We start from the raw sequence: 25,414 nt of genomic DNA on the forward strand, positions 1-25,414 counted from the left end.
CTATTTTCCTCCAACATATAGTTGTTTGAGGTGGATTTAACATGCCAAATAAAGCGAGGATATTAATCGGATTATTTTTACTCTTATTTATTTCACCAATAATAATAGCGACTTTTTCTAGTAAGCCTCAACAAGTAGTAATTGCAGAGCCAATAGAAGATAAGCAAGTCGTTTATGCTTCTGCAACTCAAAATGAAATCCCGAATACTATAGAACTAATGGAATCCAAAAAAGCTTTGTTGCTATTTACGCACTCACATGAAGCTTTTTTACCAATCGTACAAAGTGAGAATGGTCAAACAGCAGTATACCATTCAACCTCCAACATCACTGCTTTTGAAGATATTATAAGAAATCAATTTAGCCTAAACTCGATTGAAACAGAGTTTCTAGCTGTCGACACAATGGCTGAAATGAAAAAAACAAATCGTACTTTTTCACAAGCCTATTCTGTCGTACGCCCTTTTCTAACAGCTCAAATTCAAGAAAATAAGTATGACATAATCATTGATTTACACAGAGACGCTGCAACTAGAGATAAATCAACACTAACTTACAACAATGAGACTTTTGGAAAAATCTATTTTGTTGTAGGAGAAGATTATCCAAATTTTGCTTTGAATAAATCCTTTGCCCAACAACTCTCCGCTAATTTGAACGAATTGGTTCCTGGAATATCACGCGGCGTTATAGGAAAAAAAGGAGACAATGTGAACGGTATCTATAATCAAGACCTTGCTAATAATATGGTGTTAATTGAACTTGGGGGAATTGATAACACGCAAGAAGAAATTAATCGTACGATCTCTGTTCTTGCCAAAGCAATTTCGAGCGTTTTACAAGAGCAATCTGCGCAGAACACTACTTTGACCGATGTTGGGGCTTGATTTGATAAACCACTTTCTAGAGTCAACACTATTAAATGGGGGCTGTCCCTTAAGTCATACATTGACTGAGAGATAGCCCCTTTTCCAATGTATTGATTTCCGTTCCATACGGACGCTTTCCGCGGGCATGGCTTCAGTCTCCTCGTCCCTTTCACTCCTGCGGGGCCTTCAGCTCATGCACCTGCCGCTTCGCTTTCGGTGCCGAAAACATCTGCTATTCCCGCTGGAGTCGCCGTCTTTCACTACAATCAATTGCCTACAAAAAATAGTAGTTTTAATAAAAAGTATACAAAAAACAGGTGTAGAAAAAGACTCATTTTCTACATCTGCTTCAATTTATGGGCTTATTGGACAGCCCCTTTTTTGCTGTTGATTATTTATTTTCTAAGAATTTTGAGCTATTCAACTTTATTTAACCGGTGACAATTCACTTTCAGTTACCCATTTATGATTTTTGACTACTTCTCCACCTGTTATCGGAGTGTAATCAACCATATACACTGTCGTTTTTTCGGATGAAACAATTTCGGCAGTTGCACCTTCCATCCCTGGCATATGATTTCCCTCTATTATAACTTCGGTCCCAGGTTTTAAAGTTTTGTCACCGGCATCTTTTATTTCTTCCTGAATCACCCATTTGTGATTTTCCACTCTTTCTCCACCAGTTGTTGGAGTATAAGAAGTGATATAGGCAGTAGTATCATAAGCCCCAACAATCGTTGCTTCAGCACCTTTCATGCCTTTCATGTGGTCATCTTCCATAATCGCTTTACTTCCCACTTGGAAAGTTGGATTATCAGCTACCTTTAAACCTTTTGGAATTTCTCCTGAAGTAGAATGGTTTACGTCAGAATGAACCATATGCATATTTTCATTTGACTTCGACACCTCTTTATCACTGGCACATCCGGATAAAACAAAGACATAAAACAAAGAAACAATACCTATTACGACAGTCTTTTTCAATATAATCCTCCTAGCATAGTAAGTACTTCATACAACATTTTCCCCTAAATTTACTAATTAAAACAAAAATCAATAATCCTTTTCATACGATAAATATAAAATCGAAACCAATTCAATAATTGAAATATACGACCCACCAGAGTGGATCGTATATCGAACTTATTTCTCCAGTTTTACTCGTTGTAAGCGTAAAGCATTCAGAACGACCGAAACTGAACTAAATGCCATAGCTGCTCCTGCTACCCAAGGTGCAAGTAGTCCTATTGCGGCAATGGGAATTCCTAGTGTGTTATAGGCAAAAGCCCAGAATAGATTTTGCTTAATATTTCGCATCGTTTTGCGGCTCATAATAATCGCATCGGCAATACTGTTCAAATCGCCTCGAATTAACGTAATATCTGCAGCTTCCATAGCGACGTCTGTTCCCGTTCCGATTGCCATTCCGATATCAGCCACGGCTAGTGCAGGTGCATCATTAATCCCGTCACCAACCATTGCTACTTTCTTACCAGCAGCCTGAAGTTTTTTCACTTCTTCCGCTTTTCCCTCTGGAAGTACTTCGGCAATGATATGGTCAATACCTACTTCATTTCCAATTGCTGTAGCTGTACGTTGGTTATCACCTGTCATCATAATGACATCAATATTCATCTCTTTTAAACGTTTAATCGCTTTTTTAGAAGTTTCTTTAATGGTGTCTGCAACTGCAATTAGCCCCGCATATTGGCCGTCAATACTTGCCAACATCGCCGTTTTCCCATTAGCTTCTAGTTCTTCCATTACTTTTAAGATATCCGAAATATCTACACGATACTGATTCATTAGTTTTCGAGTTCCTACAAGGATTTCTTTTTGGTTAACGATTGATTTAACCCCATAACCTGGGATTGCTTCGAACTCTTGAACTATACCAAGTGTAATCCCTCTTTCTAGAATACCTTGAACAATTGCTTCGGCAAGTGGATGTTCTGATTGTTTTTCTGCTGCACCAATTAAAGATAGAAATTCCACTTCATCTACACCATTTGCTACCATCACATCGGTCAATTCTGGTTTACCATTCGTTACAGTTCCAGTTTTATCTAAAATAACTGTATCAATATGATGAGTCGTTTCAAGATGTTCTCCACCTTTAAACAGAATTCCAAGCTCTGCTGCACGTCCTGACCCAGCCATAATCGAAGTAGGTGTCGCAAGTCCGAGTGCACAAGGACAAGCAATAACAAGAACAGCAATCAGAGCTTCTAGTGCTGGGGTGATCTCCCCTGGATTGACCCAAATAACCCAAACTAAAAAGGTGATAATAGCAATACCAATTACAATCGGTACAAACACACCAGATATTTTGTCTGCGAGTCTTTGAATTGGAGCTTTAGAGCCTTGCGCATCCTCCACCACTTTAATAATTTGAGAGAGAGCTGTATCTCTACCTATTTTCGTTGCTTTCATTTTGATAAAACCATTTTTATTGATCGTTGAACCAAATAATGAATCACCAATTGTTTTATCTACTGGAATACTTTCACCTGTTAACATAGATTCGTCAACAGCTGTATTGCCTTCCATGACTTCTCCATCAACTGGAATCTTTTCACCAGGCTTTACTAATATAGTGTCTCCAGTAACAACTTCTTCAATCGGTATTTCTATTTCCATTTCATTTCGAATAACTAATGCTGTTTTAGCCTGTAGACCCATTAGCTTTTTGATGGCTTCAGAGGAACGACCTTTTGCTTTCGCCTCGAAAAGCTTTCCTAATATAATAAGTGTAATCAGCACAGAGCTCGTTTCAAAGTATAGTTGTGCAGCATGATGTTCACCGATAGTTATGATAGCTTGATAGACACTGTAAAAATAGGCAGCAGATGTACCCATTACGACTAAGACATCCATATTGGCACTTTTATTTCGCAAAGCTTTATAGGCACTTATATAAAACTGCTTTCCGATAATAAATTGAACGGGTGTTGCAAGCGCCATTTGTACCCACGGGTTCATGAGAAATTCAGGCATATAAATAAACGATGTAAACGAAAAATGACCGACCATACTCCACAATAATGGGAGCGACAAAATCGCAGATAAGATAAATTTTCTTTTTTGCTTCTGTATAGCCAGTTCACGGTAATCTACAGCATCCTTCTCATTCTCCTTGTTATGTGCTCTGTAACCTAAATTTTCTACTCGGGCAATAATATCTGCAACGGAAATTTGAGAAGGATTATATTCGACCGTTGCATTTTCGAGTGCCAAATTGACATTTGCTAAGGCTACTCCTTCCATCTTGTTTAGACCTTTTTCAATTCTTGTTGCACAGGCTGCACAAGTCATACCGGTTATTGCAAATTCCTTTTTCTCTTTGGCAATACCATATCCCAAGTCTTGGATTTTCTTTTCTAAATCTTTATCACTCAATTTTTCAGGATCATATTTAATTAATGACTTTTCAAGAGCCAAATTCACATTTGCTTCTTCTACACCATCCAATTTATTTAAGCCTTTTTCAATCCTTGTTGCACAGGCTGCGCACGTCATTCCAGTAATTTGTAGACTTGTTTCTTTTATCTGATTGCTCATTTCAATCTCACCTTCCTCTATATACGGTTAGGGGGTATAAAATTAAGAAAGAAATAGAGTGCCTTAAATAGCACTCTTCTCTATTTATTCAACATCGTATCCTTGATCATCAATCGTATCTTTTATCTTTTCAACTGTTACTTTCTCATCATCAAACGATACATCCACTTTCCCTGATTCTAAATTCACTTTCACTTGCTCCACGCCATCTAACTTTCCTACATTACTTTCAACTGCATTTACACAATGACCACAGGACATACCTTGCACATTTAACGTTACTTGATTGACCATTTCTGTTCCTCCTATTATTTTCTCATTAATTTTTGAATCGTTATTAATAACTCATCTAAAACTTCCTCATCGCCTTCAGTAAGCCTATCCACAACACAGCCTTTTAAATGCCCTTGTAAAAGTACTTTGGCTACACTGTTTAAAGCTGATTGAGTTGCAGAAAGCTGGGTAATAATATCGTCACAATAGACGTCTTTGTCTACCATCCCTTTAATACCTCGTATTTGCCCTTCAATTCGGTTTAATCGATTCGTTAAATCTTTTTTTACATGTTCAGGATGATGACTTTTTCGACAAGTTATGCCGGATGCAATTATTCCCTCTTCTTTTACATTGTCCAACTAATCAACCTCCTATTCTTAATCACATTATATAGTACCTACCAGGGGTATGTAAAGGGATTTGTTTTATTAACATGAATTTTCTGGATTTTATTTCTTTCCCTAAATCTTTCTCAGATGAGTTTTTTCATTTTGTAATGCTCGAAAAAAATGCATGGATATACGGATAGCCTCTAAAAACAAAAAAGGCCCCCACATCAATTTGTAGGAACGCCATGTTTTATATTGCCTCTTTTAAATAATGTTGACGAAAACCGCTCGCTTTCCTCGAATGAACTGCCAAGCCTCCTACCTCGCAAGCTCGTTGTGGGGTCTTGGCAGCCCGATTTTCATGATCAGTGATCATCTAAAAAATCTTTACTAAAACTCGTTTTGGATTCAAATGAAGGCTTCTTTTTCACCTTAATCCCACGTTTAATGCTATCTTCTCCAAATTTTGCTTGTAGTTGTTCGACAAGCTTTAGAATCGGTTCTTCTTTTGCATGCTCTTCAAAATTAAAAATGGAAAGCTGTTCAACCGATTCGCCTTTATCATACACATTATTTACTGTGACGCCGAGCAATCGAATCGGATCACCGTTCCAAGCTGCATGAAACAGTTGCAATGCCAGCAGATAGATTTCTTGTTCTTTGTAAAGCCGATTCAACACTGTTTTGCTTCTCGATTTATTTTTCCAATTGGCATCTCGAATATGAATCGTAATCGATCGTCCTGCCAAATTTTTTGCATCTAGTCTAGACTCTACTTTTTTCGATAAGCGCTTTAATACTTTTTCAATTTCTTCCACGTTCGTTTCATCATAAGGCAACGTCGTGGAGTTCCCAACACTTTTCGTATCATATACAGATTCTGGATCCACCGCACGAATGTCTATACCATTGGCACGGTCGGAAAGTCGGACTCCAACTTTTCCAAGCCTTTCTTTTAACACTCCAGGTAGTGCATTGGCTAAATCTCCAATGGTTTGAATGCCAATTTCCGCAAGCTTTTTCGCTGTACTTTCTCCCACCCCGTGCATATCAATGACTGAGAGTGGCCAAAGTTTATCCGCTACTTCTCGTTTGCGTAAAACAGTGATACCCATTGGTTTTTTCATATTCGAAGCCGTTTTAGCTAAAAACTTGTTTGGAGCAATACCGATGGAACTTGGTAAGTCGAGCTCTCGAATCATACGCTGCTGAATGGATTCCGCAAAAGCGACTGCACCTTGCTTCAGTTCCAAATTACTCACGTCCATATAGCCTTCATCGATCGAGACTGGTTCCACGAGCGGGGTATAAGAGCGCAAAATATCAAACATCGCCTTCGATGCTGCTCGGTATAGTTCAAAATTAGGTGGCAATAAAATCAGATTAGGGCATTTACGTTTCGCTTCCCAAACGGACATTGTTGTGTAAACCCCTTTTGCACGCGCTTCATACGAGCAAGTAACTAAAATGCCTCGCCTTTCCTTTGGGTTTCCAGCAATCGCGATTGCCTTTCCTTTAAGAGTAGGATCATGCGCTTGCTCGACAGATGCATAGAAGCTATTCATATCCACATGTAATATGATTCGCCCTTTCTGTTGCATCCTTACTCACCTCATTTACAATTTGATGCATTCTTTAAAATACTTTTCATTTATGTACACTTTATAATGCTTCTCCTTAAATTATATTCTTTTGAAATATCTTTTGCACTATCCCCAGACTTTATATGTATTAATTTGTCTCCTTATTTTCTTCTAGCCCTGTATCAGCTTCCATTTCGGCACATATGGTCCTTTGCGATATTTTTATAAAAGTAAACGAATAATGCCCACCTTTTCTAAAGGTGGGCATACTGCATATTTTATGTAATTTGATTTGGAATACGACAATACGTTGGAATTGCTGATCTTAAACACCCACATAGCTTAGCGTGGTTTCATTTTAGTAGCTATCCAACTCAATTGTTGCGAAATTTCGTGTATAGAACTCTTTTATATTCGCTTCATTTCCATCTTTAGTTAATTCGAGCCCTCTACCGAGTGCTTGAAGAATAAAACTCCTCTTGTATGATGCATTAGTTTCAACAACCATTGAACCAACATCATACAAGAGGACTCTATCTACTCAGAAAAACTACTATAGTGATAATTCGTGAACCTTTTAGTACTTCTACATGCTGCATCTTTCAAGTCATTACCTATCAATATTTTCCCATGAGTAGAAGGTTAAATAATTTAATTATAAATAATCAATTTATTTTTGAATTTTCTTTTCCTTGTTTTTTGGCAATGTTTTCGTCTTCAGATAAAAGATCCTTTGTTGAGTTTTTAAACTCTCTTAATGTAGAACCAAATGCTTTTCCGATTTCAGGTAACTTTGATGGTCCAAAAACAATAAGAGCAATTACCAAAATCAATAACAACCCTGGAATTCCTAAGTTTTGAATCATGATATCCCCCAATTTTCAAAATTATTTTTTACTGGACTAATATAATCCTATTGAATTATTTATCAAAAATAATCATCTAAATTGATACTCTTCCCAAGCGCTTTTAAACCTTAATTCATTTTAGCAATCGTTGAAAATCTCGGTAAGTTTTTTGGATTGTTGCATAATTTAGAGATTGTTGAGTAACTGATGCCAGAAGCTTTTTCTAAAAGAAATATGCTTATATCTTCTTGACTATACAGCCAAACTTCAATACTCATTTTTTTAAAGAAGATTTCTATTCAAATTCTTCACTCTAGAATCATTTAATATTTAACAAAAAATGCTGTTAAATACATGATTAGTAGTCCAAGCGAGAAGCCACTTAAATTCATCCAAGAAACAGTTGGTTCCAAATGTTTCTTATGATCGTTTATTAACATTTTAGTTATTACATAAATTACTTGTAAAATGGCACCTGCACCAATTCCTAAAAACAATGCTCCGATAATCGGTGAAAAAATGAATCCGCCAAACCAAGTTCCTAAGATAGCAGGAGCACCTGCTATTAATCCAAGTAAGACGAAATCGCGAATGCGAGGTTTTATTTTTAATAAAGGAGCAGCGATTCCTATACCCTCCGTAATATTGTGAAGAGTAAACCCAATGATTAAAAATGTTCCTAGCGCAGCTTCACCTAGGGAAAAAGAAGTACCTATTGCTAAACCTTCCCCAAAGTTATGAAGCCCAATTCCGGCAGCCATTAACAAAGAGATATTGAAAGGGGAAGAAACTTTCTTTTCTTGCTTTCTTTGTTGGTACTGATCAAATCCAATTAATAATAGGAAAGTTAGTAGTGCTCCTAGAATTACCACCATATGTCCTTGTAAAACTAAGGGGGCTTCAGCACCAATTTCAAAACCATCAACCAGAGTTCCAATAAATAAGAATGAAAGTAATCCAACCGTAAGAGCAAGGATTGCGTTAATCGATTTTCGAGAGAAACGTTTCATAAATGGATACCATAATAATCCTAATGTAATTGGAATAACCCCTACATAAAAACCGATAAATCCATAATTAAGGAAATTACTCAAACTTCTTTCTGGAGTGAGCGTAGCAGCTGCAATGTCACCCTCTGTAATAATCCCGTTTTCGGTAATAAGCTTAATTACATGTGGATCGCCTTGTACCCATGGATAATTAATGGTTACTGTTCCTTTTTCAAAACGTTTAAATGTTGCTGAAGGAGTGACACTAAAACCCCATATTGAATCATCGACTATTACTTGTGATAGCGTAATTGACTCCGGACCAGTATTACTAATCGATAATTCAAATCCGTTATTTGTTGTCTTTATACGTTCAATATTTAATACCTCTATTGGTGCAGCAGGGTCTTTTTCAATACCAGCGCCATTTACCATCACCCATGCTACTACTGCTATAAGTAGCAATAGAGGTATTAATCCTGAAATTAACCATTTAACCTTCATTTTAGTGGACCTCCTTTACTCTACTTCGAAAAATCCCATCCAGCCCAATTCCGCAAATTCGCTTACATGAGCATGGAACATATACTTCCCTTTATAAGGAAAACGAACTTCTATTATTCCACGTTCTCCCTGACATTGCATGATAGTATCTGTAAATTGTGAGGGGTTATCGTTTCGGCCTGTTGGATAATACGTAAAATAATTAGCATGTAAGTGGAAAGAATTTAGTAAATCGTATTCAGTTAAATTGCTCAAATAAATTCGGACGAGCTGATCTTTCTTGATTTTAATAGGATGATTCATAAATGCATTTGCATATCCGTTTACTGTATAAAATTCATTTTCTCCATCTAAATCTAAGTCAAATCCATTCATAACCATGTTCAATTCCATTGCCGATTCTCTTGGCTTTTTTGGATCAATAATAAAATTACCGTATAATCCTTTATGAATATGTCGTGCTAATGGGAGGACATGGCAATGGTAAATTTGCAATCCGTATGGGTTTGCTTCAAACTCATACGTGAATTTTTGTCCGGGATAAATGGGATCAAGCCCATCCATTTCTGGTGGGTGAATTCCATGAAAATGGATGGAGTGAGGATGACTTCCACCATTGGTAAAATGAAACCGTAGAAGATCCCCCTCCGTACAACGAAAGGTCGGTCCAGGAATCGTTCCGTTATATGTCCATCCAGGAAATTTAATTCCTTTAGCAATTTCGATTTCCTTATCAATCGCAATTACATCATATTCCCTTAATGTTTGACCATTTGGTAGAGTACTCACTTTTCCATAGTCAAACGTAGTAAGTAACTTTTCAGCCATTAAATAGCCTTCAGTTTTTGATGTATCCCCAATGTTATTGCTGTGATTCATGTGATTGTGATCATTCTTGTTGTGTGAAGCCGCATTTACAGTGGGCGTAAGTCCTGAAATTGTATTTAAGAAATAACTCCCCGCTAATCCAATAACTCCTGCAGATCCTAACTTCAAAATGTCTCTTCTTGTTAAATTGCTTTTGTCCATCAGTTTTTTACCCCCTCAAAAAAGTTTCCTTCAGGAAAATTAAAAGTATTTAATAACACTTTATTCGATGGGACAAATATTTGTCAATACATTTATTTATTTATTTATTTTTTCCATAAGTTATCCTGATGCAAAAACTGTTAAGTGTCATGCATCAGATAAATAGGAAAACCATTACGAAAGGATTTTCAACTAGAGAATAAGATACATCGTGGGCTTGTATGAAATTGTTAAGGGAGAATAAATGAAAAAAGGGGCTGTCCTTAAAGTCATATAGTGACTGAGAGATGGTCCCTTTTCCAATGTATTGATTTCCGTTCCAGACGGACGCTTTCCGCGGGCATGGCTTCAGTCTCCTCAGGCCAACAGGATGTTGGTCACGAAGGCGTTGCCACACGAGGTGGCGTTCTTAGCCTTCGTTCCTTTGTTCGCTCCTGCGGGGCCTTCAGCTCATGCACCTGTCGCTTCGCTTTCGTTGCAGAAAACATCTGCTATTCCCGCTGGAGTCGCCGTCTTCCACTACAATCAATTGCCTACAAAAAATAGTAGTTTAATAAAAAGTATGCAAAAAACAGGTGTAGAAAAAGACTCGTTTTTCTACACCTGCTTCAATTTATGGGCTTATTGGACAGCCCCTCCGATTATACAAACCATAATAAAGATGCCTTTGCTTGTGCAGGTTAATGTTTTACACACAACCAATTTAACAGAACCAAGAAATATTAATATACGATTAACTATACTTTCCCCTTCCAAGCATCCTGTTTTCTGGCTAATCTTAAGATTCTCAAACCATCAGAGGGCATACCTGCAAGTGCTCCCTCCCACGATGGATATGTATAGGGACAAGCCGATGTTATAAAAATAACAATGTTAAGAAGTGCTAGTTCTTTTAATGGAAAATGAAACTCTCCTAGTATAAGTGAAGCTATCACTGCGATTAAGAAAATAAACAAAGACATTAAAGGACCACTAGCATCAATAATCATTAACTGTTTTCTTGAAAGATTTTTACTTGCTTCTCTATCAGTCATAAAACAAAAACCAACAATACCCAAAGATAAATAAAAATGCATCCTACCTATACTGAATTTAATTTTGTTTTCGAAGCTCGCTTTACCTAAAAAAATATTTGCTTCACAGTCTTTAGTAAATAGAATTATTCCAATTGCATGCCCAATCTCATGTAAAAGAATTGTTGGTTGCAAGATTATGAATAAAATAAATAAATAAAATAAAGACAATATTCTATACCTCTTTCCATATCCAGTAATGGTTTAAACGCGTTTTACATTTCAACTCTTCTTTCTATGAAAATAACAACAAAAAATATAAGTAAAATCTTTAATTACACTTATTCTTCTCCAAATTAAGGCCTAGTTTTACTTTTCGATAAAAACACAAATAATTCCTCTTTTTTAGGAGGAATACATTTGCTATTGTCAAAAGCATGGGAAAAATTTGAAAGAAAATATCTAAAACCATCCAGGAGCCAAGATAAAAGAACCGAGGATAGGTAAACGAATCCCGGGGAAGCTTATTTTTCTCCTATAGAAAAGGAAATCTTTGAGTTCATTTCCTTACGGGTTATAGGAACGGAAAAATAGTTTCGTTAAAAAAGAAATACATTAACTGGTCAATTCGCTCCGCAGATGTTAGAGGCCTTATTTCGAAAAGTTTACCGTCCTATTATTTTATTCAGTATAGAATGATTTTTAGCAAATTACTCATCCTATAAAAAAGGAGATGAAATCTATTATGCGGAAAATCTTTATTGTATTTGGAATTTTTATTACAGTTAATTTAGCACCAACACATATCCCAGCTATTGCTCCTTCACAAAAGGAAATTCCGGCTTATGCTGAGTGGGGAAAGCTCGCTATGAAAGAAACACAAGCAAAATATCCGAATGCGAAGATTATTGACTACCTGCATGAAGGAAGAGAATCTAAAGAGGATTCGACAATTGAAAAGTTTAAGCTATGGTTAAAAGATGGGGACAAAGAATTCGGTGTTTTTGTAAGAATTGAGTTTATTACCGAAACTGAAAAAGTGGTTAATATTGAATTTCAAGAAACTTCTAGATAAGCTTTCACAGTCGTAGCAAAATACACATCTCTAAACTAAGGCAACACATCTTTAGTTAAAATTAACTTTTCACAAAACGCACTAACGTTTTTTCGCGCGTTTCAATCTGGTAATATAAAAGGTTGTAAACCAATATCAATAATTCCACTTAACATAAATTCTGTCTCTTTTTTTGTAAGGATTGAAAGAAGCGGGTTAGTTTCCTAACTTCCTTGTTGTACGTGCGTAATCATATTATTTGTAAAATAGCTCTTTACTTTTTCAAAATTTTGGGCAGTGTATAGGACAATCCCTTGTGCATCATGATCGAATGTTAATACCATTTCATCGTCTGATTTGAATATTCGATTACGGCCAGTTCGAATTTCCAGCTTATTTTGCGACACGATGAATGTATCGTTTTGATAAGCTAAGTAAAATAGCTCTTCGAATACACCTCTTAATCCATCGGTATTTTTTATTGTTAAAAAGAAGCCTGGGACTTCCGCATGATACATTCCTTTTGAAGAGAGAGTTAACACACGTTGCCCGGAGTCTATATATTCTACACCATACTTCTCCCAATCCCTTTGCATTTGATCCTGCTCTCCATCGTGCGTTTCAATATAGATAGACAATGGATAAGAATAAAGGCTTTCAATTGTTTCAAAAGCAAGTTGCTCGATATGATCATAGTCCGTACTAATAAAATACGATTTGGCTTGTACCTTTAAATCCACATCACAATCTCTATCTTTTTCAAGCATATAAAAGTCAAGTTGAATTGGAAGGTCCTTTACCAGCATCACCTTACAGGGTAAGTTCACTTTTTCATAAAACTTCACATGTCTATTAATATCCGCAATCACTTTATTATTTTCATCATATAAAACGCTTGTACATTCACTTATATTATTTGCTATAATCCAACTTCTTGTTACGTCATCTAAAAAGAACTTGTAACATTTACCATGATGGTCTGTTTTAACTCGTTTATTTTTAAAAAACTTCTTCATTTTCTTTATGAGATGATCTTCATTGTATACCAATATATCCAATGTAGAGGCTTTCATAACAAAATAATCATAAAGCATTTTTCGCTGATTTTTAATTTCTTCATTTCGCACATCGAACTCAGTTAAATCGACATCCCATTCGTTTGTTTGATCTAAAATATACACGACTTCACCTCAAGCTCCTTTAAAAAAAATTTGTTTCCTCCATTAACCAATCTTCTGATGTACTGATTATTAATTGTTTTCACGTTCATCCTGTTTGAATGTAATGGACTTTGCTTTATACATTTTCCCGTCCCAAAAGTAATCAATAATCAAATGACCAAGAATACCTCCATAAACACTGTTATCACGTACTACATAAGCATTGATCTTTCCTTTTAATGTTCCATTTCCAATAGAATATTCTATGGTGTCGGTACTGACATATGGATCACGAGGATTGGAGAAATTATACTTGGAAAGGTCAATTTTATATTCCTTTTTGTCTGCAAGAATAATCACGATATTTCCATGCTGATCTATTTTTACAAGGCGATCCATGGTCAAGTTAATTGGCTCAATTGGAGCCTCTTCATATCTTCGGTACGGATCTTGTATTTGATTTAGGATATGAATATCCTTAAGAGGCTTTCCAATTCTAGCTTTATCATTATTTAACACAATGATAACATCTTCTAACGTGTCACCATTTATATCTAGGTTATATAATGCTGGATCGTACTTTCCATGGTACCAATGGGGAAAATTATAAACTAATTCACCTCGGTCACCAATTTGAACGGTAAAATTTTCATAATCCATCCAGCTTTTTTTATCGGCTATTAAGTAAATTCTGTTATACCATATATCGGATGGTATGCTTAAGAGCACCACTCGTTCACTCTCATCATTCTTTTCCAAATTCATAATTAACATCAATAGTATAAAAAAACTTGGATAAATTTTGTTTATCATACTAACTCTCCTTTAGTCCTTAAGGTTCCCAATTGGTAGCTAAAAACACAAGTCAGTATGAACTTTAATAAATCCTTGTTTCACTAAACTGTTTCTTTAGTCGAGTAAGAAAAGTTGTCGCAGCGACCTACTTTAGAACACTTGGCCCCGAAAGTTCAACAAGCCATTAAATAAGATTGAAATCTTCTTTTATGATTGAGTACATATATAAATCATCGAATTTACCACAAGTAAATTCATAATGTCTCAGCAAGCCTTCTCTTTTAAATCCTTGCTTTTCTACTAGTTTTTGTGAAGAAAGATTAGCAGGTTCAATTAAAGCCTCAATTCGTTCTAAATGATAGTGATGATAACCATACTTAACAACGGCTTCCAATGCTTCACTTGCTATCCCTTTTCCCCAGTAATCTTTGCTTAATTCATATCCAATTTCAGCTCGGGAATGTTTGGTAAGCATATTAAGAAATCCACAACTTCCTATCACCTTACCAGAATCTTTTAGTGTAATCCCCCATCTAATACCTGTGCCTTCTTCGTATATAGATGTATACCAGTTAATTTCATCCCATGCATCTTTTACAGTTTGGAAGGGTTCTAACCCCATAGGTTTCACAACATCTATATCCGATAGATATGTAAACATATCAAATGCATCTTCTTTTTTTACTTCTCTTAAAATTAATCTACTTGTTTCAATTATTGGAAATTCTTTTTCCATTAACTTCTCTCTCCTCTCATGAATTAATAGAGTTAAACAAACAACATTGAAGCCAATTATCTATTAATTTACTAATTCAATCATTACTTAATTTAAACCATTTATCAACGCTCTTTTGCGCCAAGACACAAAATATTGTATTAATGCTAACCTGTTACGTTTTCATAAAGGAATAGAGCAATCAATCCATATCTAAAACTTCAACGCTTGCAACTGGAAGTTCAGTAAGTAACGTCTGCCCTAGTCAGCCTTATTGTAACTCGCTTGGGTCGATCTACTTTCTAGTACAAAAGTGGTTTTATTCAGATATTTTCACTAGAATATTTTTCGAAATATTGCGAGATATTAAATTCACGTTTATAGTATTAGCATGTGGTAATATTTGTCGGAGTATTTGATTAACTATAAGTTTATTAATAGTTACAAGGTACATACTTTCCTATATTTGATTTATTAAAGGGGATTTTTATGGATTACAAAGTTGTTTTTTTCGATGTAGATGGAACTATTACGCACCATGAAGATGGAAGTATTTCGAATAATACCAAAGAAGCAATAAAAAAATTAAAAAACAAAGGAATAAGAGTGGTAGCCGCTACTGGAAGACCTTTATCTATGTGCAAAGAAATAAGAGAAATAGGAATAGATACTTTCATCACAGCAAATGGAGGGTATGTGAAGCACGATCAAAAGGTGATTCATAAAGTTCCGATAGATAAAGATTTAATGCAAGAAGTGGTTGAATTTGCGTCAGTACAGAATCACGGACTGTCATTCTTCACGGAAGATTTTTGCATGAACGGGGTTAAAGATATTAAAATACTAAAAGCATTGAAGGAAACTTTGTCATTAAATGATTATCCTGCAATAAATCAACTAATTTTTCAACAAGAAGTATACTTAATGTGTTTGTATGCTACTGATGAAGCGGTTGAGAAATACATGCATAAATTTCCGCAGCTAACCTTTAAAAGATGGCACCCTTTCGTGTTAAATGTATTACAAGAAGAGGTGTCTAAATCTTTAGCCATTATGAAAGTTTTACAGTATTTTGATATTGATAGATCAGAAGCTATCGCATTTGGTGATGGAGAGAATGATATTGACATGTTGGAATTAGTAGGACTTGGTGTAGCCATGGGAAATGGGAATGAAAAATTAAAAAGTGTTGCAGATTTCGTTACTAAAAAGTCAAGTGAAGACGGAATCGATTATGCCTTAAAAAAGTATGGAATCATTTAAGCATTAACTTAAGATATTTTACAACTTATTCATTTACTTGGGAGTGATTTGATTGATAGATATGTTTCTGTATAATTGGCAAATCAGAGAAGAATGGTTTAAATGGTGTGAGACAATTTCAAATGAAGAACTCACAAAAAAACGTATCGGTGGTATGGGAAGCATTTTACATAACTTATTTCATGTAATTGATTGCGAACAAATATGGGTTAATCAAATGCAAGGAACACCTGTTTTCTTGCAAGATATAAATAAAATATTAAACATTCACGATGTTAAAGCATTTTCTAATCTAACACAACCAGTCACTCAGAGCTTTATAAAATCAAATACTTCTGAAGTTGAGGATAGAATTTTGGTAATTAAAAGTAAGAATGGTACTACAAGATCCCTCTCATACGATAAAATACTAAGACATATCATTTCACATGAGATTCATCATATTGGACAATTATCTGTTTGGGCTAGAGAAATAGGATTGAAACCTGTCTCTTCTGATTTTATTTTTAGAGAATTAGATTAAAAACGTTGACCTTATTAGTTTTAAAGCATCATTCATTAAATCTTCCCATAACAACGGTGTTGTAATATTGACCGTCTGACAGGATTTTGTCATTTTCTAAAATGCCTTCTGTTTTAAAACCAAATTTTTTATAGAGTTCTATTGCTTTGTCATTTGTTTCTAATACATTTAAAGTTATTTTATTAATACTGTTTGAATCCGCCCAAGTAATGGATTCTTTTAAAAGGGTTGTTCCAATACCGAAGCCCCAATAATCTTTTAATACACAGACTCCAAATTCTACTTTATGAGCGTATCGTTTCAAGAGATTTCCTTCACATCTTGAAAATCCGACAATCTTGTCGTTCATAACGGCAACCAGAAAAAGGTTTTTCTTATTCTCCGTATCGGTTTTGATTAATTTCTCAAAACCAGGTGTGTCTAGATATCCTTCCCCTTTTTCTCTATCGAGGTTTTCAGTCTCTCCATCAATCTGTAATCTGATTTCAGACAAATCTTTTGCGTCTTTATTAATTGCAGATCTTACTATGTAGCATACCCCGTTAACACTAAATTCCTTTTGATCCATTTTCATTTTTATTCCCTCCACTAAATAATTGCTTACCCCTTTAAACGAAGGAGAACCTCTCAAGAATTACTCATAATAAAAGGGATTAAATAATCAGCATCTCTACTCACTCCGCAAATTAAGGCTGACCCCCGCTGATACTGCCAAGGTAAACCAATAAAGTATAAACCCTTAATCGGACTTATTCCTCTCTGATGAATAGGGTGTCCACTTGGTGTATTAACTCCTTCAATATTAATCCATTTATAAGAAGGGACAAAGCCAGTTGACCATATAATGACATCGAAATTCATTTTACTGTTATCTTCAAATGTTACTGCTTTCCCTTGTATATTTACTACCCTTGGCTTAATATTTATTTCTTCCTTAGTTATTAATTTTTTGAGCTCGTAGCCAAAGATTGGGTCGCTTTGTTTTCTAAACCATTTTCCTTTCCTTGTATCAACTCCTGCATATAATAAACCAACAAATTCTAACCAACTAAAAATAGTTTTACCCATAAATTGAAGTGGCAAAAACTTAAATGGATGGCTTACCGCCAAAGTCACTTCTTTTGATTGTGCTAACTCAACCGCAATCTGTGTGCCTGAATTACCACCTCCAACAACTAGTACAGAACCTTGAGGTAATTGATTGGAAGTGGAATACGAAGAAGAGTGAAGGTGGAACACATCCGTATTACCATTATCTATCACAGCAGGAATAAAAGGTTTTTGAAATGCGCCAGAAGCAATAATTACTTGTTTACCTTCCATTACCCCGTGATTGGTTAATACTTCAAAGGCCTCTTTTTTCTTATTAACTTCCGTTACAGATGTATCAAGCTTTATCGGTAGATCAAAATGAGTTACATATTTCTCTAAATAATTTGCCATTTCATCTTTTGTTGGAAATCCTTCCGGTGAGCCATCCATAGGTAAGGAAGGTAATGAGCTATATTTACGAGGTGTAAACAATACCAAAGAATCATAGCGTTTTCTCCAAGAATCCCCCACCCTTGATTGTGAATCTAAAATAACGAAGGAAATTCCTTGTTGTTTTAAAGAATAGCCCATAGCTATACCAGCTTGTCCTGCCCCAACCACAACAACATCATATGTCTTCATATCATCTAGTCCCCCAAATCTACTAAATCTCAACCTCCAATTAATTATAGGTTTAATTTTCCATAAATTAAAGTAAATAATTTCACCTGTAAAAAAACTTCTGAATAATAACTTGCTTCGGAAGAAAGAGACTTTCGTACTTATTTCATACGCCAATCCATTAGACCAAGAACCAACTTATCCCATTAATTAAACAAGAAAAGGCATTACTCCTTAGTGAAGTAATGCCCCAGTTAGTTGAACAACGTTTAGGAGTTAAACTCATCCATTTTTGTTATAAATTCAGATTGAAAGTCTGATTCAAATATATTACCTCTTGAATAATTAGGTCGGAATCTTTATAGTAAATGTCGTTCCCTCGCTTTTTTTGCTTTGTACATCAATTTTCCCTTTTAATTTACTAATCGTCCCAAATACCATTAGCATGCCTAGACCAGTACCTTCTGTTTTTGTGGAATAATAAGGCTTCCCTAATTGAAGAACCTCCTCTTTCGACATCCCTATCCCTTCATCCTTCACGCATATTACAATATTCTTTTTTTGCTCAAATACTCGTATCGAAAGGGTACCTCCCTCTTCCTTCATTGCTTCTATGGCGTTTTTCAATAAGTTGATCAAACATTGCTTCATCTGATTTTGATCATATTTTTTCATGAGGGAATTTGAAAATTGATAGACAATTTCCACATTATTTAATTTGGCATATGGCATCAATACATTCTTCACATATTCCATTTCTTCCTTCAAATTCGAGTGAACCATATGTACGGATTGTGGTTTAGCGAACGCAAGATAATCATTTAAAATAGTTTCCGCTCGAACCAACTCTTTTAATGCAAATTCTATATATACTTTATCTTCTGGATTAATGGTTTTTGATACCTTCAATAACTGCAAAAATCCATTCGTCACCGTAAGAGGATTTCTAATTTCGTGCGAAACACTTGCAGAAAGTTCACTCATCACATGCAGCCTTTCTGCACGGAGGAAATTTTCTCTTTTATTAAAATTGGAAATTATCTTTTCAATCATACTTAGATTTAGACCAATAACTATTGCATGAGTAGTGAGTGCATAAAAAGCAAGCGTCCAATATTCTTTCGTCAGTTCATCAAAAAAGGACAACAGTGTAAGTAGATAAAACAGCATTGTCATAAGGGCTACCGTGACCCCAGTCATCATTCGTTTATTTGTATTGTATCCAGTAAATTTTTTGCTTAACATCGGCACTGCTATAAAAATCACTGTTGAAAAAACAAATGATTGAAGCAAACCCTCTCCACCAATAAGCAATCGATAAATATTTAATATCACATACATTGGAAATACACGTTTATACCCACCATAAAGCGCCACTAAAATGAATGGTACATAACGTAAATCAACAATAAATCCAATTTCCAATTTAAAAGGATAAATCATACATAAAATCATTGAAATAGAGGAGAAAAATGTGATATATAAAGACAGAAACTTGTTTTGATAACTGTCAAAAAAGATCACAACAAGAAGCACTGGGAGTATTAAAAACAAAATATTGATTAAAAAAGTTTCAAGCAATGGAATTCCACCTCTTTTCTCTTTCATCGTATCGGAAGAATCCATCTTTTCAGGTAAACAGATATTACATCTGAATCATCGAAATACGAACTATCATTCTATTAAATATCAACTATCTTAAGAAACAAGGTCACGTATTAACCAACATGCAGTCAAAAAGATAAAGATAGCTGAGCATTTATTGATAATGCCCAACATTTTCCCTGACCCATCCAATCGTTTGAAAATACTACCAGCTAACGTAAGCCCGATAAACCAACACCATGATACGAAAATACAGGTTGCAGTAAAAATGACTTTTTCTGTACCCGCATAACTTAGCGCACTTGTTCCTATGACACCAATTGTATCTAAAATGGCATGTGGATTCAGTAGAGAGACGGATAGAGCAAAAATGATTTGCTTCTTGATCGATAAGCCTTCTGTATTCCCATGCAATTCTGGTTTTGCTTTCCACATGGTGAAACTCATATAAAGAAGAAATAATACACCAGCACTCATTAATAGCATTTTCAATTGCTCTACCTCACTTACAATAACTGATATACCAAGAACTGCAAGTAAAATGAGGAATGTATCGGAAAGGGAAGCCATAATTGTTGCTGGCAACGCACGTACAAGGCGTGTTTGCTGTGCTCCTTGTGAGAATACAAAGACGTTTTGCACACCTAAAGGTAAAATAAGACCAAATGCCAACAAAAAACCGTGTATGAATGGTTCCAATTTATACAACCCTTCTTTCCATTTCGATTATATGAAAGCACTTAAACATTTAATATTTGATAGAGTTCATCTAGTCTATGTATTTGATAGGTCGGAACCATATGAGTATCATTCATTTTCTTTTTTGGATTATACCAGCATGTATCAATACCTGCAAGCAAACCACCACGTAAATCCGCACTTAGGGAATCACCTATAATCAATGCACTTTCTAGAGAAAAATTAGGAATCCGAGCAAAGACATACTCAAAGTATTCCTTCATTGGCTTTTGAAATCCTGTATCTTCTGAAACATTTTCCGCTGCTCCAAAATCTAATAATGTATCATCAATATCAAATAATAATGTTTTGTATGTTTTGTATATTTTCTCTCTTATTAAGCTTACCTTACACATTGAAAAAGGTAGCTATTACTAGCTACCTTTTTCTTGTTGAAATAATTCCTGCGCCGAACGCTATGCAGAGCTATTGCTTTGTTGCTTCTAAAGCTTCTTTTTTAGCATTTTCTAAGTACGACTGAATATCCTTAATTCCTTCCAATGAACGAACTAAAATAGAAGGATCTACAATGGTAATCATGCGATTCTCTAAATTCGCAACACCTGTGAAGTATTGTGTTTTCGAATAGTTCATTAACCCAATTTGCTTTAAATCTTCCGAGGCGATATCGAGAATCTCTTTTGCTTCTTTCACAAGAATACCAATGGACATATCTTGTGTATGCAACGTAACAACGCGTGCAAGCTCATTGTCTAAACCGCTGCGATTATACAGGATTTGTTCGAAGTCAATAATCGGAACAAGCTCCCCTCGAATTTTCATTAGACCGATTAAATAGTTTGGCAAATGAGGAATCGGATTCACTTGATCTAATTTTTCAATAGACACGACATGCTCGATTGGAACCGCGTAGTCTTCGTTTCCACATTGAAATACAACTACTTTTTCACTAGTCAATAACGGCACCTCCTATACGTGTTACTCTGCAGCTACTTTCACAATTTCCACAAGTAAATCTGCAAGCTTTTCTAACTCTACAACAGGCATACGTTCATTTGTTGTATGAATTTCCTCATAGCCTACTGACAAAATAACGGTTGGAATACCAAACCCAGCAATGACATTTGCATCGCTACCTCCACCACTAGTTTTTATATCGGCAGTTCTTCCAATACTTTCAACTGCGCGTTTCGCAACTTGTACCACTTGGTGGTCTACTTCAAATCGGAAGCCTGGATACATCAATTGCGTTACCGTTATTGCTTTTCCTCCGAATTTTTCGGCTGTTTCTGCAAACGTTGCGACCATATGCGCCACTTGGGCATCTAATTTATCTTGATTGATCGAACGAGCTTCCGCTAATATATGCACTTCATCACAAACGATATTTGTCGCTTGTCCACCTTCAAAACGGCCAATATTTGCCGTTGTTTCCGAGTCGATACGACCTAATTTCATCGCCGAAATTGCTTTAGAAGCAAGTGTGATAGCTGAAATACCTTTTTCAGGAGCTACACCTGCATGTGCCGTTTTCCCTGTAATCGTTGTCCAAAGCTTTGCTTGGAAGGGAGCTGCAGTCACAATACCGCCAACTGGACCATCACTATCAATGGCATATCCATATTTAGCTGTTACTAGAGCAGGATCCATTTCTTTTGCACCGACTAAACCACTTTCTTCCCCAGCTGTAATGATCACTTGGATGTCTCCATGGGCAATCGACTGCTCTTTTAAACGGCGAATTGCTTCAAATAAAGCAGCAATTCCCGCTTTATCGTCTGCTCCTAAGATCGTTGTTCCATCCGAATAAATATAACCGTCCTCTTTCAAAACAGGTTGAATCCCTTTACCTGGCACTACTGTATCCATATGAGTTGTGAAATAAATGGTATCCGTATCAGCTTTCGTTCCTTTAAGCGTTGCAATTAAATTACCTGCACCGTGACCCGTTCTTTCTGCAGAATCATCCTGCATTACAGAGAAGCCGAGTTGCTCCAATTTATCCATTAGAATCGGCGCAATTAATTGCTCATGCTTTGTTTCCGAATCTATTTTTACTAATTCAAAAAATTCTTCTATTAATCGATTCATCTTGTGTAAAGTCTCCTTTTACAATGGAATATTTCCATGCTTTTTCTTTGGTCTTGATTCTTTTTTATTGCGCATCATTTCTAATGCTTGAATAAGCTTAATACGTGTTTCACGAGGATCGATTACATCGTCTACCATTCCCATCGATGCCGCTACATAAGGGTTGGCAAACTTTTCACGATATTCTTCAATTTTTTCATCACGCACTTTTTCTGGATTGTCACTACCTGCAATTTCACGTGCAAAAATAATATTTGCTGCTCCTTGAGGACCCATTACCGCAATTTCTGCATTCGGCCACGCGAATACAACATCTGCACCGATCGATTTAGAGTTTAGCGCAACGTATGCCCCACCATACGCTTTACGTAAAATGACTGTCATTTTTGGCACAGTTGCTTCTGAATAGGCATATAGGATCTTCGCCCCATGACGAATAATACCGCCATGCTCCTGCTTAATACCTGGGAAGAAGCCAGTTACATCCTCAAAAGTAATGATAGGAATATTAAAGGCATCACAGAATCGGATGAAGCGTGCTGCTTTATCGGAAGAGTCAATATCAAGTCCTCCAGCCATAAATTTCGGTTGATTACATACTAGACCAACAACTTCGCCTTTTATACGTGCTAAACCAACTACAATATTTTTCGCAAATTCCTTGTGTACTTCCAAGAAAGAACCGCTATCCACTACTTGTTCAATTACTTTGCGAATATCATACGGACGGATTGCTTCAAACGGTACGATATCCGCTAAATCTGGGCGATCGTCCGCGCCCTCTGGTACTTCTGTCATTGGAGCTTTTTCTTCAAAGTTTTGTGGTAAATAACTAAGAAGAAGCCGTACATTTGCTAAAACTTCCTCTTCTGTTTTTCCACGGAAATGGGCGTTTCCACTTATCGTATTATGTACTTTTGAACCACCTAAGTCTTCCGAAGAAATTTTTTCCCCTGTTACTGTTTCAATTACTTTTGGTCCCGTAATAAACATTTGACTCGTGTCATCTGTCATGAAAACGAAATCTGTAATAGCCGGTGAATAAACGGCTCCACCAGCACAAGGCCCTAAAATAACCGAAATTTGCGGGATGACACCGGAATAGATAGCATTTCGATAAAAGATTTGTCCATATCCATCAAGTGAGACAACACCTTCTTGAATACGAGCTCCACCTGAATCATTTAACCCGATGAAAGGCGCTCCATTTTTAGCAGCTAAATCCATCACATTGGATATTTTCAGTGCATGCATTTCGCCAAGTGCTCCACCAAAAACCGTAAAGTCTTGGGAAAACAAATAAATGGGTCTTCCATTTACTTTTCCGTAACCAGTCACAACCCCGTCACCTGGTCCTTCTTGCTTGTCCATGCCAAAATCTACTGTACGATGCTGGATAAATGGGTTTAATTCAACAAATGTGCCTTTATCTACGAGTAGTTCGATCCGTTCACGAGCAGTGAGTTTTCCTTTTTCATGCTGCTTTTCAATACGGGCATCTCCGCCACCTAATTCGATTTTTCGTTTACGATCGTATAAATCATTAATTTTCTCATAAATATCCATTTGTTTACTTCGCTCCCCCTGATTTATCACATAATTCATATAAAACGCCACCAGATGCTTTTGGATGAATAAATGCTACTTGTGCTCCTCCAGCACCAATCTTAGGTGTTTCTTGAATGAGTCGAACCCCTTTTTCCTTTAGTTCATTTAAACGCTCTTGAATATTTGTTACCCCGAAGGCAACATGATGGATACCTTCTCCTCTTTTCTCAATGAAAGAATAGACCGCACTCGATTGATCGATTGGCTGAAGTAACTCCAGCTTTACATTTCCACTATCGATGAATGCAACTCGTACTTTTTCAGAAGGAACTTCCTCAATATGTATAAGTTTCAATCCTAACGTTTCTGTGTAATATGGGAGGGAATCTTCAATACTTTTCACTGCAATGCCAATATGATCGACCTTTTCCATTGTCACACACCCCTTATTGTTTGATTATTCACTACTCTATTGTACATATTTCGAAAAAAAATCTCTACCTCTTGTGCATTTTTTCGTTTTTGTTAAAATAAAAGTACAAGCTAAAGGAGAGAATTTCATGCGCAATCAAACATTTCGTAAAATTGTCGTCTATTTAATGATTATTGTAATGGTAATGTCTACATTATTATTCGGGTTGAGCTTTATTTTATAAGAAAGTATAAAAAACAGCGGTCGCATACAAATGCTTCCGCTGTTTTTTCTTTTCTTATATTTCTTCGCAGTACTCTTCGAATAATCCTTGAAGATGCGTGATAACAGAAGTTGGTGCGTGACCTTCGATTTCGTGACGACCTATTTCCGCTACTAGTTGTCCGTCTTTTAATAAAACAAATGAAGGTGAAGATGGTAAGTGATCATCCCCAAAGAAATTACGTGCTTGTTGTGTCGCTAATTTATCTTGACCAGCGAACACAGATACTAAATGATCTGGTCGTTTATCGTAATGTACAGCATTTGCAGCTGCAGGACGAGCGATGCCTCCAGCACATCCACAAATAGAGTTCACTAAAACTAGTGTAGTACCAGGGCGAGCAAATGCAGCATCTACATCTTCTGGTGTAGTTAATTGTTCATAACCGCTTGCTTCCACTTCTCCACGAGCTTGTATTAACATATCATTCATCAATAAATTAAAATCCATATTCATTGTTCAACACTCCTCCTATCAAATGCGCCTCGGCGTATTTTCGTCCAGATTTTGAATTGAGCTTGCTCAATTAACTCCTTTCAAAATCTGTGACATCCGCCGGAGGCTTAACTTTATTCAGCAAGGTTTTAGAACTTGCTGAGTAAAGTTAAAACT

Annotated in this window: 27 protein-coding genes and 1 pseudogene; 5 read left to right on the forward strand and 23 right to left on the reverse strand. The window is 36.0% G+C overall.

Going from position 1 to position 25,414, the window contains the following annotated elements; genetic code table 11:
* Window positions 1–41: 41 nt before the first annotated feature.
* The gene (gene spoIIP, locus MHH81_RS11860; protein WP_340921413.1) at window positions 42–887 is read left to right on the forward strand and encodes a stage II sporulation protein P; all 846 of its coding nucleotides are present in this window, start codon (window positions 42–44) and stop codon (window positions 885–887) included.
* 408 nt (window positions 888–1,295) lie between these two features.
* Here the strand turns inward: spoIIP and MHH81_RS11865 are convergent, their stop codons facing one another.
* The 10 genes from MHH81_RS11865 to MHH81_RS11910 form a co-directional block, all read right to left on the reverse strand.
* The gene (locus tag MHH81_RS11865) at window positions 1,296–1,856 is read right to left on the reverse strand and encodes a YdhK family protein (protein WP_340925231.1); all 561 of its coding nucleotides are present in this window, start codon (window positions 1,854–1,856) and stop codon (window positions 1,296–1,298) included.
* Window positions 1,857–2,012: 156 nt separating this feature from the next.
* Window positions 2,013–4,430 (reverse strand): heavy metal translocating P-type ATPase, encoded by a 2,418-nt coding sequence (locus MHH81_RS11870; protein WP_340921415.1) that lies wholly within the window; start codon window positions 4,428–4,430, stop codon window positions 2,013–2,015.
* A gap of 84 nt (window positions 4,431–4,514) precedes the next feature.
* Complete coding sequence (gene copZ, locus MHH81_RS11875; RefSeq protein ID WP_340921418.1) at window positions 4,515–4,724, reverse strand: copper chaperone CopZ; 210 nt, start codon at window positions 4,722–4,724, stop codon at window positions 4,515–4,517.
* Between the two features lie 14 nt (window positions 4,725–4,738).
* The gene (locus MHH81_RS11880; protein ID WP_340921422.1) at window positions 4,739–5,065 is read right to left on the reverse strand and encodes a metal-sensing transcriptional repressor; all 327 of its coding nucleotides are present in this window, start codon (window positions 5,063–5,065) and stop codon (window positions 4,739–4,741) included.
* A 335-nt stretch (window positions 5,066–5,400) separates the two neighbouring features.
* Entirely contained in the window at window positions 5,401–6,636 is a 1,236-nt protein-coding gene (locus tag MHH81_RS11885) for a DNA polymerase IV (RefSeq protein ID WP_340921424.1), read from the reverse strand.
* A gap of 647 nt (window positions 6,637–7,283) precedes the next feature.
* Window positions 7,284–7,484 carry a twin-arginine translocase TatA/TatE family subunit gene (tatA, locus tag MHH81_RS11890; RefSeq protein WP_340921426.1) on the reverse strand — a complete coding sequence of 67 codons (201 nt, stop codon included), beginning with the start codon at window positions 7,482–7,484 and terminating at the stop codon, window positions 7,284–7,286.
* 110 nt (window positions 7,485–7,594) lie between these two features.
* Complete coding sequence (locus MHH81_RS11895; RefSeq protein ID WP_340921428.1) at window positions 7,595–7,744, reverse strand: helix-turn-helix domain-containing protein; 150 nt, start codon at window positions 7,742–7,744, stop codon at window positions 7,595–7,597.
* Window positions 7,745–7,789: 45 nt separating this feature from the next.
* The gene (locus MHH81_RS11900; RefSeq protein ID WP_340921430.1) at window positions 7,790–8,959 is read right to left on the reverse strand and encodes a ZIP family metal transporter; all 1,170 of its coding nucleotides are present in this window, start codon (window positions 8,957–8,959) and stop codon (window positions 7,790–7,792) included.
* Between the two features lie 15 nt (window positions 8,960–8,974).
* A complete protein-coding gene (locus MHH81_RS11905) occupies window positions 8,975–9,988 on the reverse strand; it encodes a multicopper oxidase domain-containing protein (protein WP_340921432.1) in 1,014 nt (337 codons plus the stop codon).
* A gap of 737 nt (window positions 9,989–10,725) precedes the next feature.
* On the reverse strand, window positions 10,726–11,232 hold the full coding sequence (locus MHH81_RS11910; RefSeq protein ID WP_340921435.1) for a site-2 protease family protein: 507 nt from the start codon (window positions 11,230–11,232) through the stop codon (window positions 10,726–10,728).
* 514 nt (window positions 11,233–11,746) lie between these two features.
* Here MHH81_RS11910 and MHH81_RS11915 point away from each other — a divergent pair.
* Window positions 11,747–12,076, forward strand: a complete 330-nt coding sequence (locus tag MHH81_RS11915; RefSeq protein ID WP_340921438.1) for a DUF3889 domain-containing protein — start codon at window positions 11,747–11,749, stop codon at window positions 12,074–12,076.
* A 203-nt stretch (window positions 12,077–12,279) separates the two neighbouring features.
* On the opposite strand, the gene MHH81_RS11920 is transcribed toward MHH81_RS11915, so the two are convergent.
* From MHH81_RS11920 to MHH81_RS11930, 3 genes are all read right to left on the reverse strand, one after another.
* Entirely contained in the window at window positions 12,280–13,236 is a 957-nt protein-coding gene (locus MHH81_RS11920) for a hypothetical protein (protein WP_340921440.1), read from the reverse strand.
* 69 nt (window positions 13,237–13,305) lie between these two features.
* A complete protein-coding gene (locus tag MHH81_RS11925) occupies window positions 13,306–14,028 on the reverse strand; it encodes a hypothetical protein (RefSeq protein WP_340921442.1) in 723 nt (240 codons plus the stop codon).
* Window positions 14,029–14,194: 166 nt separating this feature from the next.
* On the reverse strand, window positions 14,195–14,746 hold the full coding sequence (locus MHH81_RS11930) for a GNAT family N-acetyltransferase (protein WP_340921444.1): 552 nt from the start codon (window positions 14,744–14,746) through the stop codon (window positions 14,195–14,197).
* A gap of 468 nt (window positions 14,747–15,214) precedes the next feature.
* On the opposite strand from MHH81_RS11930, the gene MHH81_RS11935 reads away from it, so the two are divergent.
* The gene (locus MHH81_RS11935) at window positions 15,215–15,988 is read left to right on the forward strand and encodes a Cof-type HAD-IIB family hydrolase (protein WP_340921446.1); all 774 of its coding nucleotides are present in this window, start codon (window positions 15,215–15,217) and stop codon (window positions 15,986–15,988) included.
* 61 nt (window positions 15,989–16,049) lie between these two features.
* Window positions 16,050–16,511, forward strand: coding sequence for a DinB family protein (locus tag MHH81_RS11940; RefSeq protein WP_340925233.1), 462 nt, complete (start codon window positions 16,050–16,052; stop codon window positions 16,509–16,511).
* Window positions 16,512–16,539: 28 nt separating this feature from the next.
* Here MHH81_RS11940 and MHH81_RS11945 read toward each other — a convergent pair whose 3' ends face one another.
* The 9 genes and pseudogenes from MHH81_RS11945 to mce form a co-directional block, all read right to left on the reverse strand.
* Window positions 16,540–17,085 carry a GNAT family N-acetyltransferase gene (locus MHH81_RS11945; RefSeq protein WP_340921449.1) on the reverse strand — a complete coding sequence of 182 codons (546 nt, stop codon included), beginning with the start codon at window positions 17,083–17,085 and terminating at the stop codon, window positions 16,540–16,542.
* 53 nt (window positions 17,086–17,138) lie between these two features.
* A complete protein-coding gene (locus MHH81_RS11950) occupies window positions 17,139–18,185 on the reverse strand; it encodes a flavin-containing monooxygenase (protein WP_340921452.1) in 1,047 nt (348 codons plus the stop codon).
* Between the two features lie 324 nt (window positions 18,186–18,509).
* Window positions 18,510–19,745, reverse strand: a complete 1,236-nt coding sequence (locus MHH81_RS11955; protein WP_340921455.1) for a HAMP domain-containing sensor histidine kinase — start codon at window positions 19,743–19,745, stop codon at window positions 18,510–18,512.
* A gap of 117 nt (window positions 19,746–19,862) precedes the next feature.
* Complete coding sequence (locus MHH81_RS11960) at window positions 19,863–20,468, reverse strand: LysE/ArgO family amino acid transporter (protein WP_340921457.1); 606 nt, start codon at window positions 20,466–20,468, stop codon at window positions 19,863–19,865.
* Between the two features lie 41 nt (window positions 20,469–20,509).
* Window positions 20,510–20,761: pseudogene (locus MHH81_RS11965) on the reverse strand (HAD hydrolase-like protein); the annotation flags it as partial.
* A gap of 172 nt (window positions 20,762–20,933) precedes the next feature.
* The gene (locus tag MHH81_RS11970) at window positions 20,934–21,425 is read right to left on the reverse strand and encodes a chemotaxis protein CheW (protein ID WP_340921459.1); all 492 of its coding nucleotides are present in this window, start codon (window positions 21,423–21,425) and stop codon (window positions 20,934–20,936) included.
* Window positions 21,426–21,446: 21 nt separating this feature from the next.
* Window positions 21,447–22,559 carry a M20/M25/M40 family metallo-hydrolase gene (locus MHH81_RS11975; protein ID WP_340921461.1) on the reverse strand — a complete coding sequence of 371 codons (1,113 nt, stop codon included), beginning with the start codon at window positions 22,557–22,559 and terminating at the stop codon, window positions 21,447–21,449.
* 18 nt (window positions 22,560–22,577) lie between these two features.
* Window positions 22,578–24,125 (reverse strand): acyl-CoA carboxylase subunit beta, encoded by a 1,548-nt coding sequence (locus tag MHH81_RS11980; protein ID WP_340925235.1) that lies wholly within the window; start codon window positions 24,123–24,125, stop codon window positions 22,578–22,580.
* A 4-nt stretch (window positions 24,126–24,129) separates the two neighbouring features.
* Window positions 24,130–24,540 carry a methylmalonyl-CoA epimerase gene (mce, locus tag MHH81_RS11985; RefSeq protein ID WP_340921464.1) on the reverse strand — a complete coding sequence of 137 codons (411 nt, stop codon included), beginning with the start codon at window positions 24,538–24,540 and terminating at the stop codon, window positions 24,130–24,132.
* Window positions 24,541–24,667: 127 nt separating this feature from the next.
* Here mce and prli42 point away from each other — a divergent pair, with 127 nt between their 5' ends.
* Window positions 24,668–24,763, forward strand: coding sequence for a stressosome-associated protein Prli42 (gene prli42 / locus MHH81_RS11990; RefSeq protein WP_340921466.1), 96 nt, complete (start codon window positions 24,668–24,670; stop codon window positions 24,761–24,763).
* Window positions 24,764–24,817: 54 nt separating this feature from the next.
* Here prli42 and MHH81_RS11995 read toward each other — a convergent pair whose 3' ends face one another.
* Complete coding sequence (locus tag MHH81_RS11995; protein WP_340921468.1) at window positions 24,818–25,258, reverse strand: BrxA/BrxB family bacilliredoxin; 441 nt, start codon at window positions 25,256–25,258, stop codon at window positions 24,818–24,820.
* Between the last annotated feature and the right edge of the window lie 156 nt (window positions 25,259–25,414).

It is taken from the genome of Psychrobacillus sp. FSL H8-0484 (assembly GCF_038005325.1).
Taxonomy (GTDB): domain Bacteria; phylum Bacillota; class Bacilli; order Bacillales_A; family Planococcaceae; genus Psychrobacillus.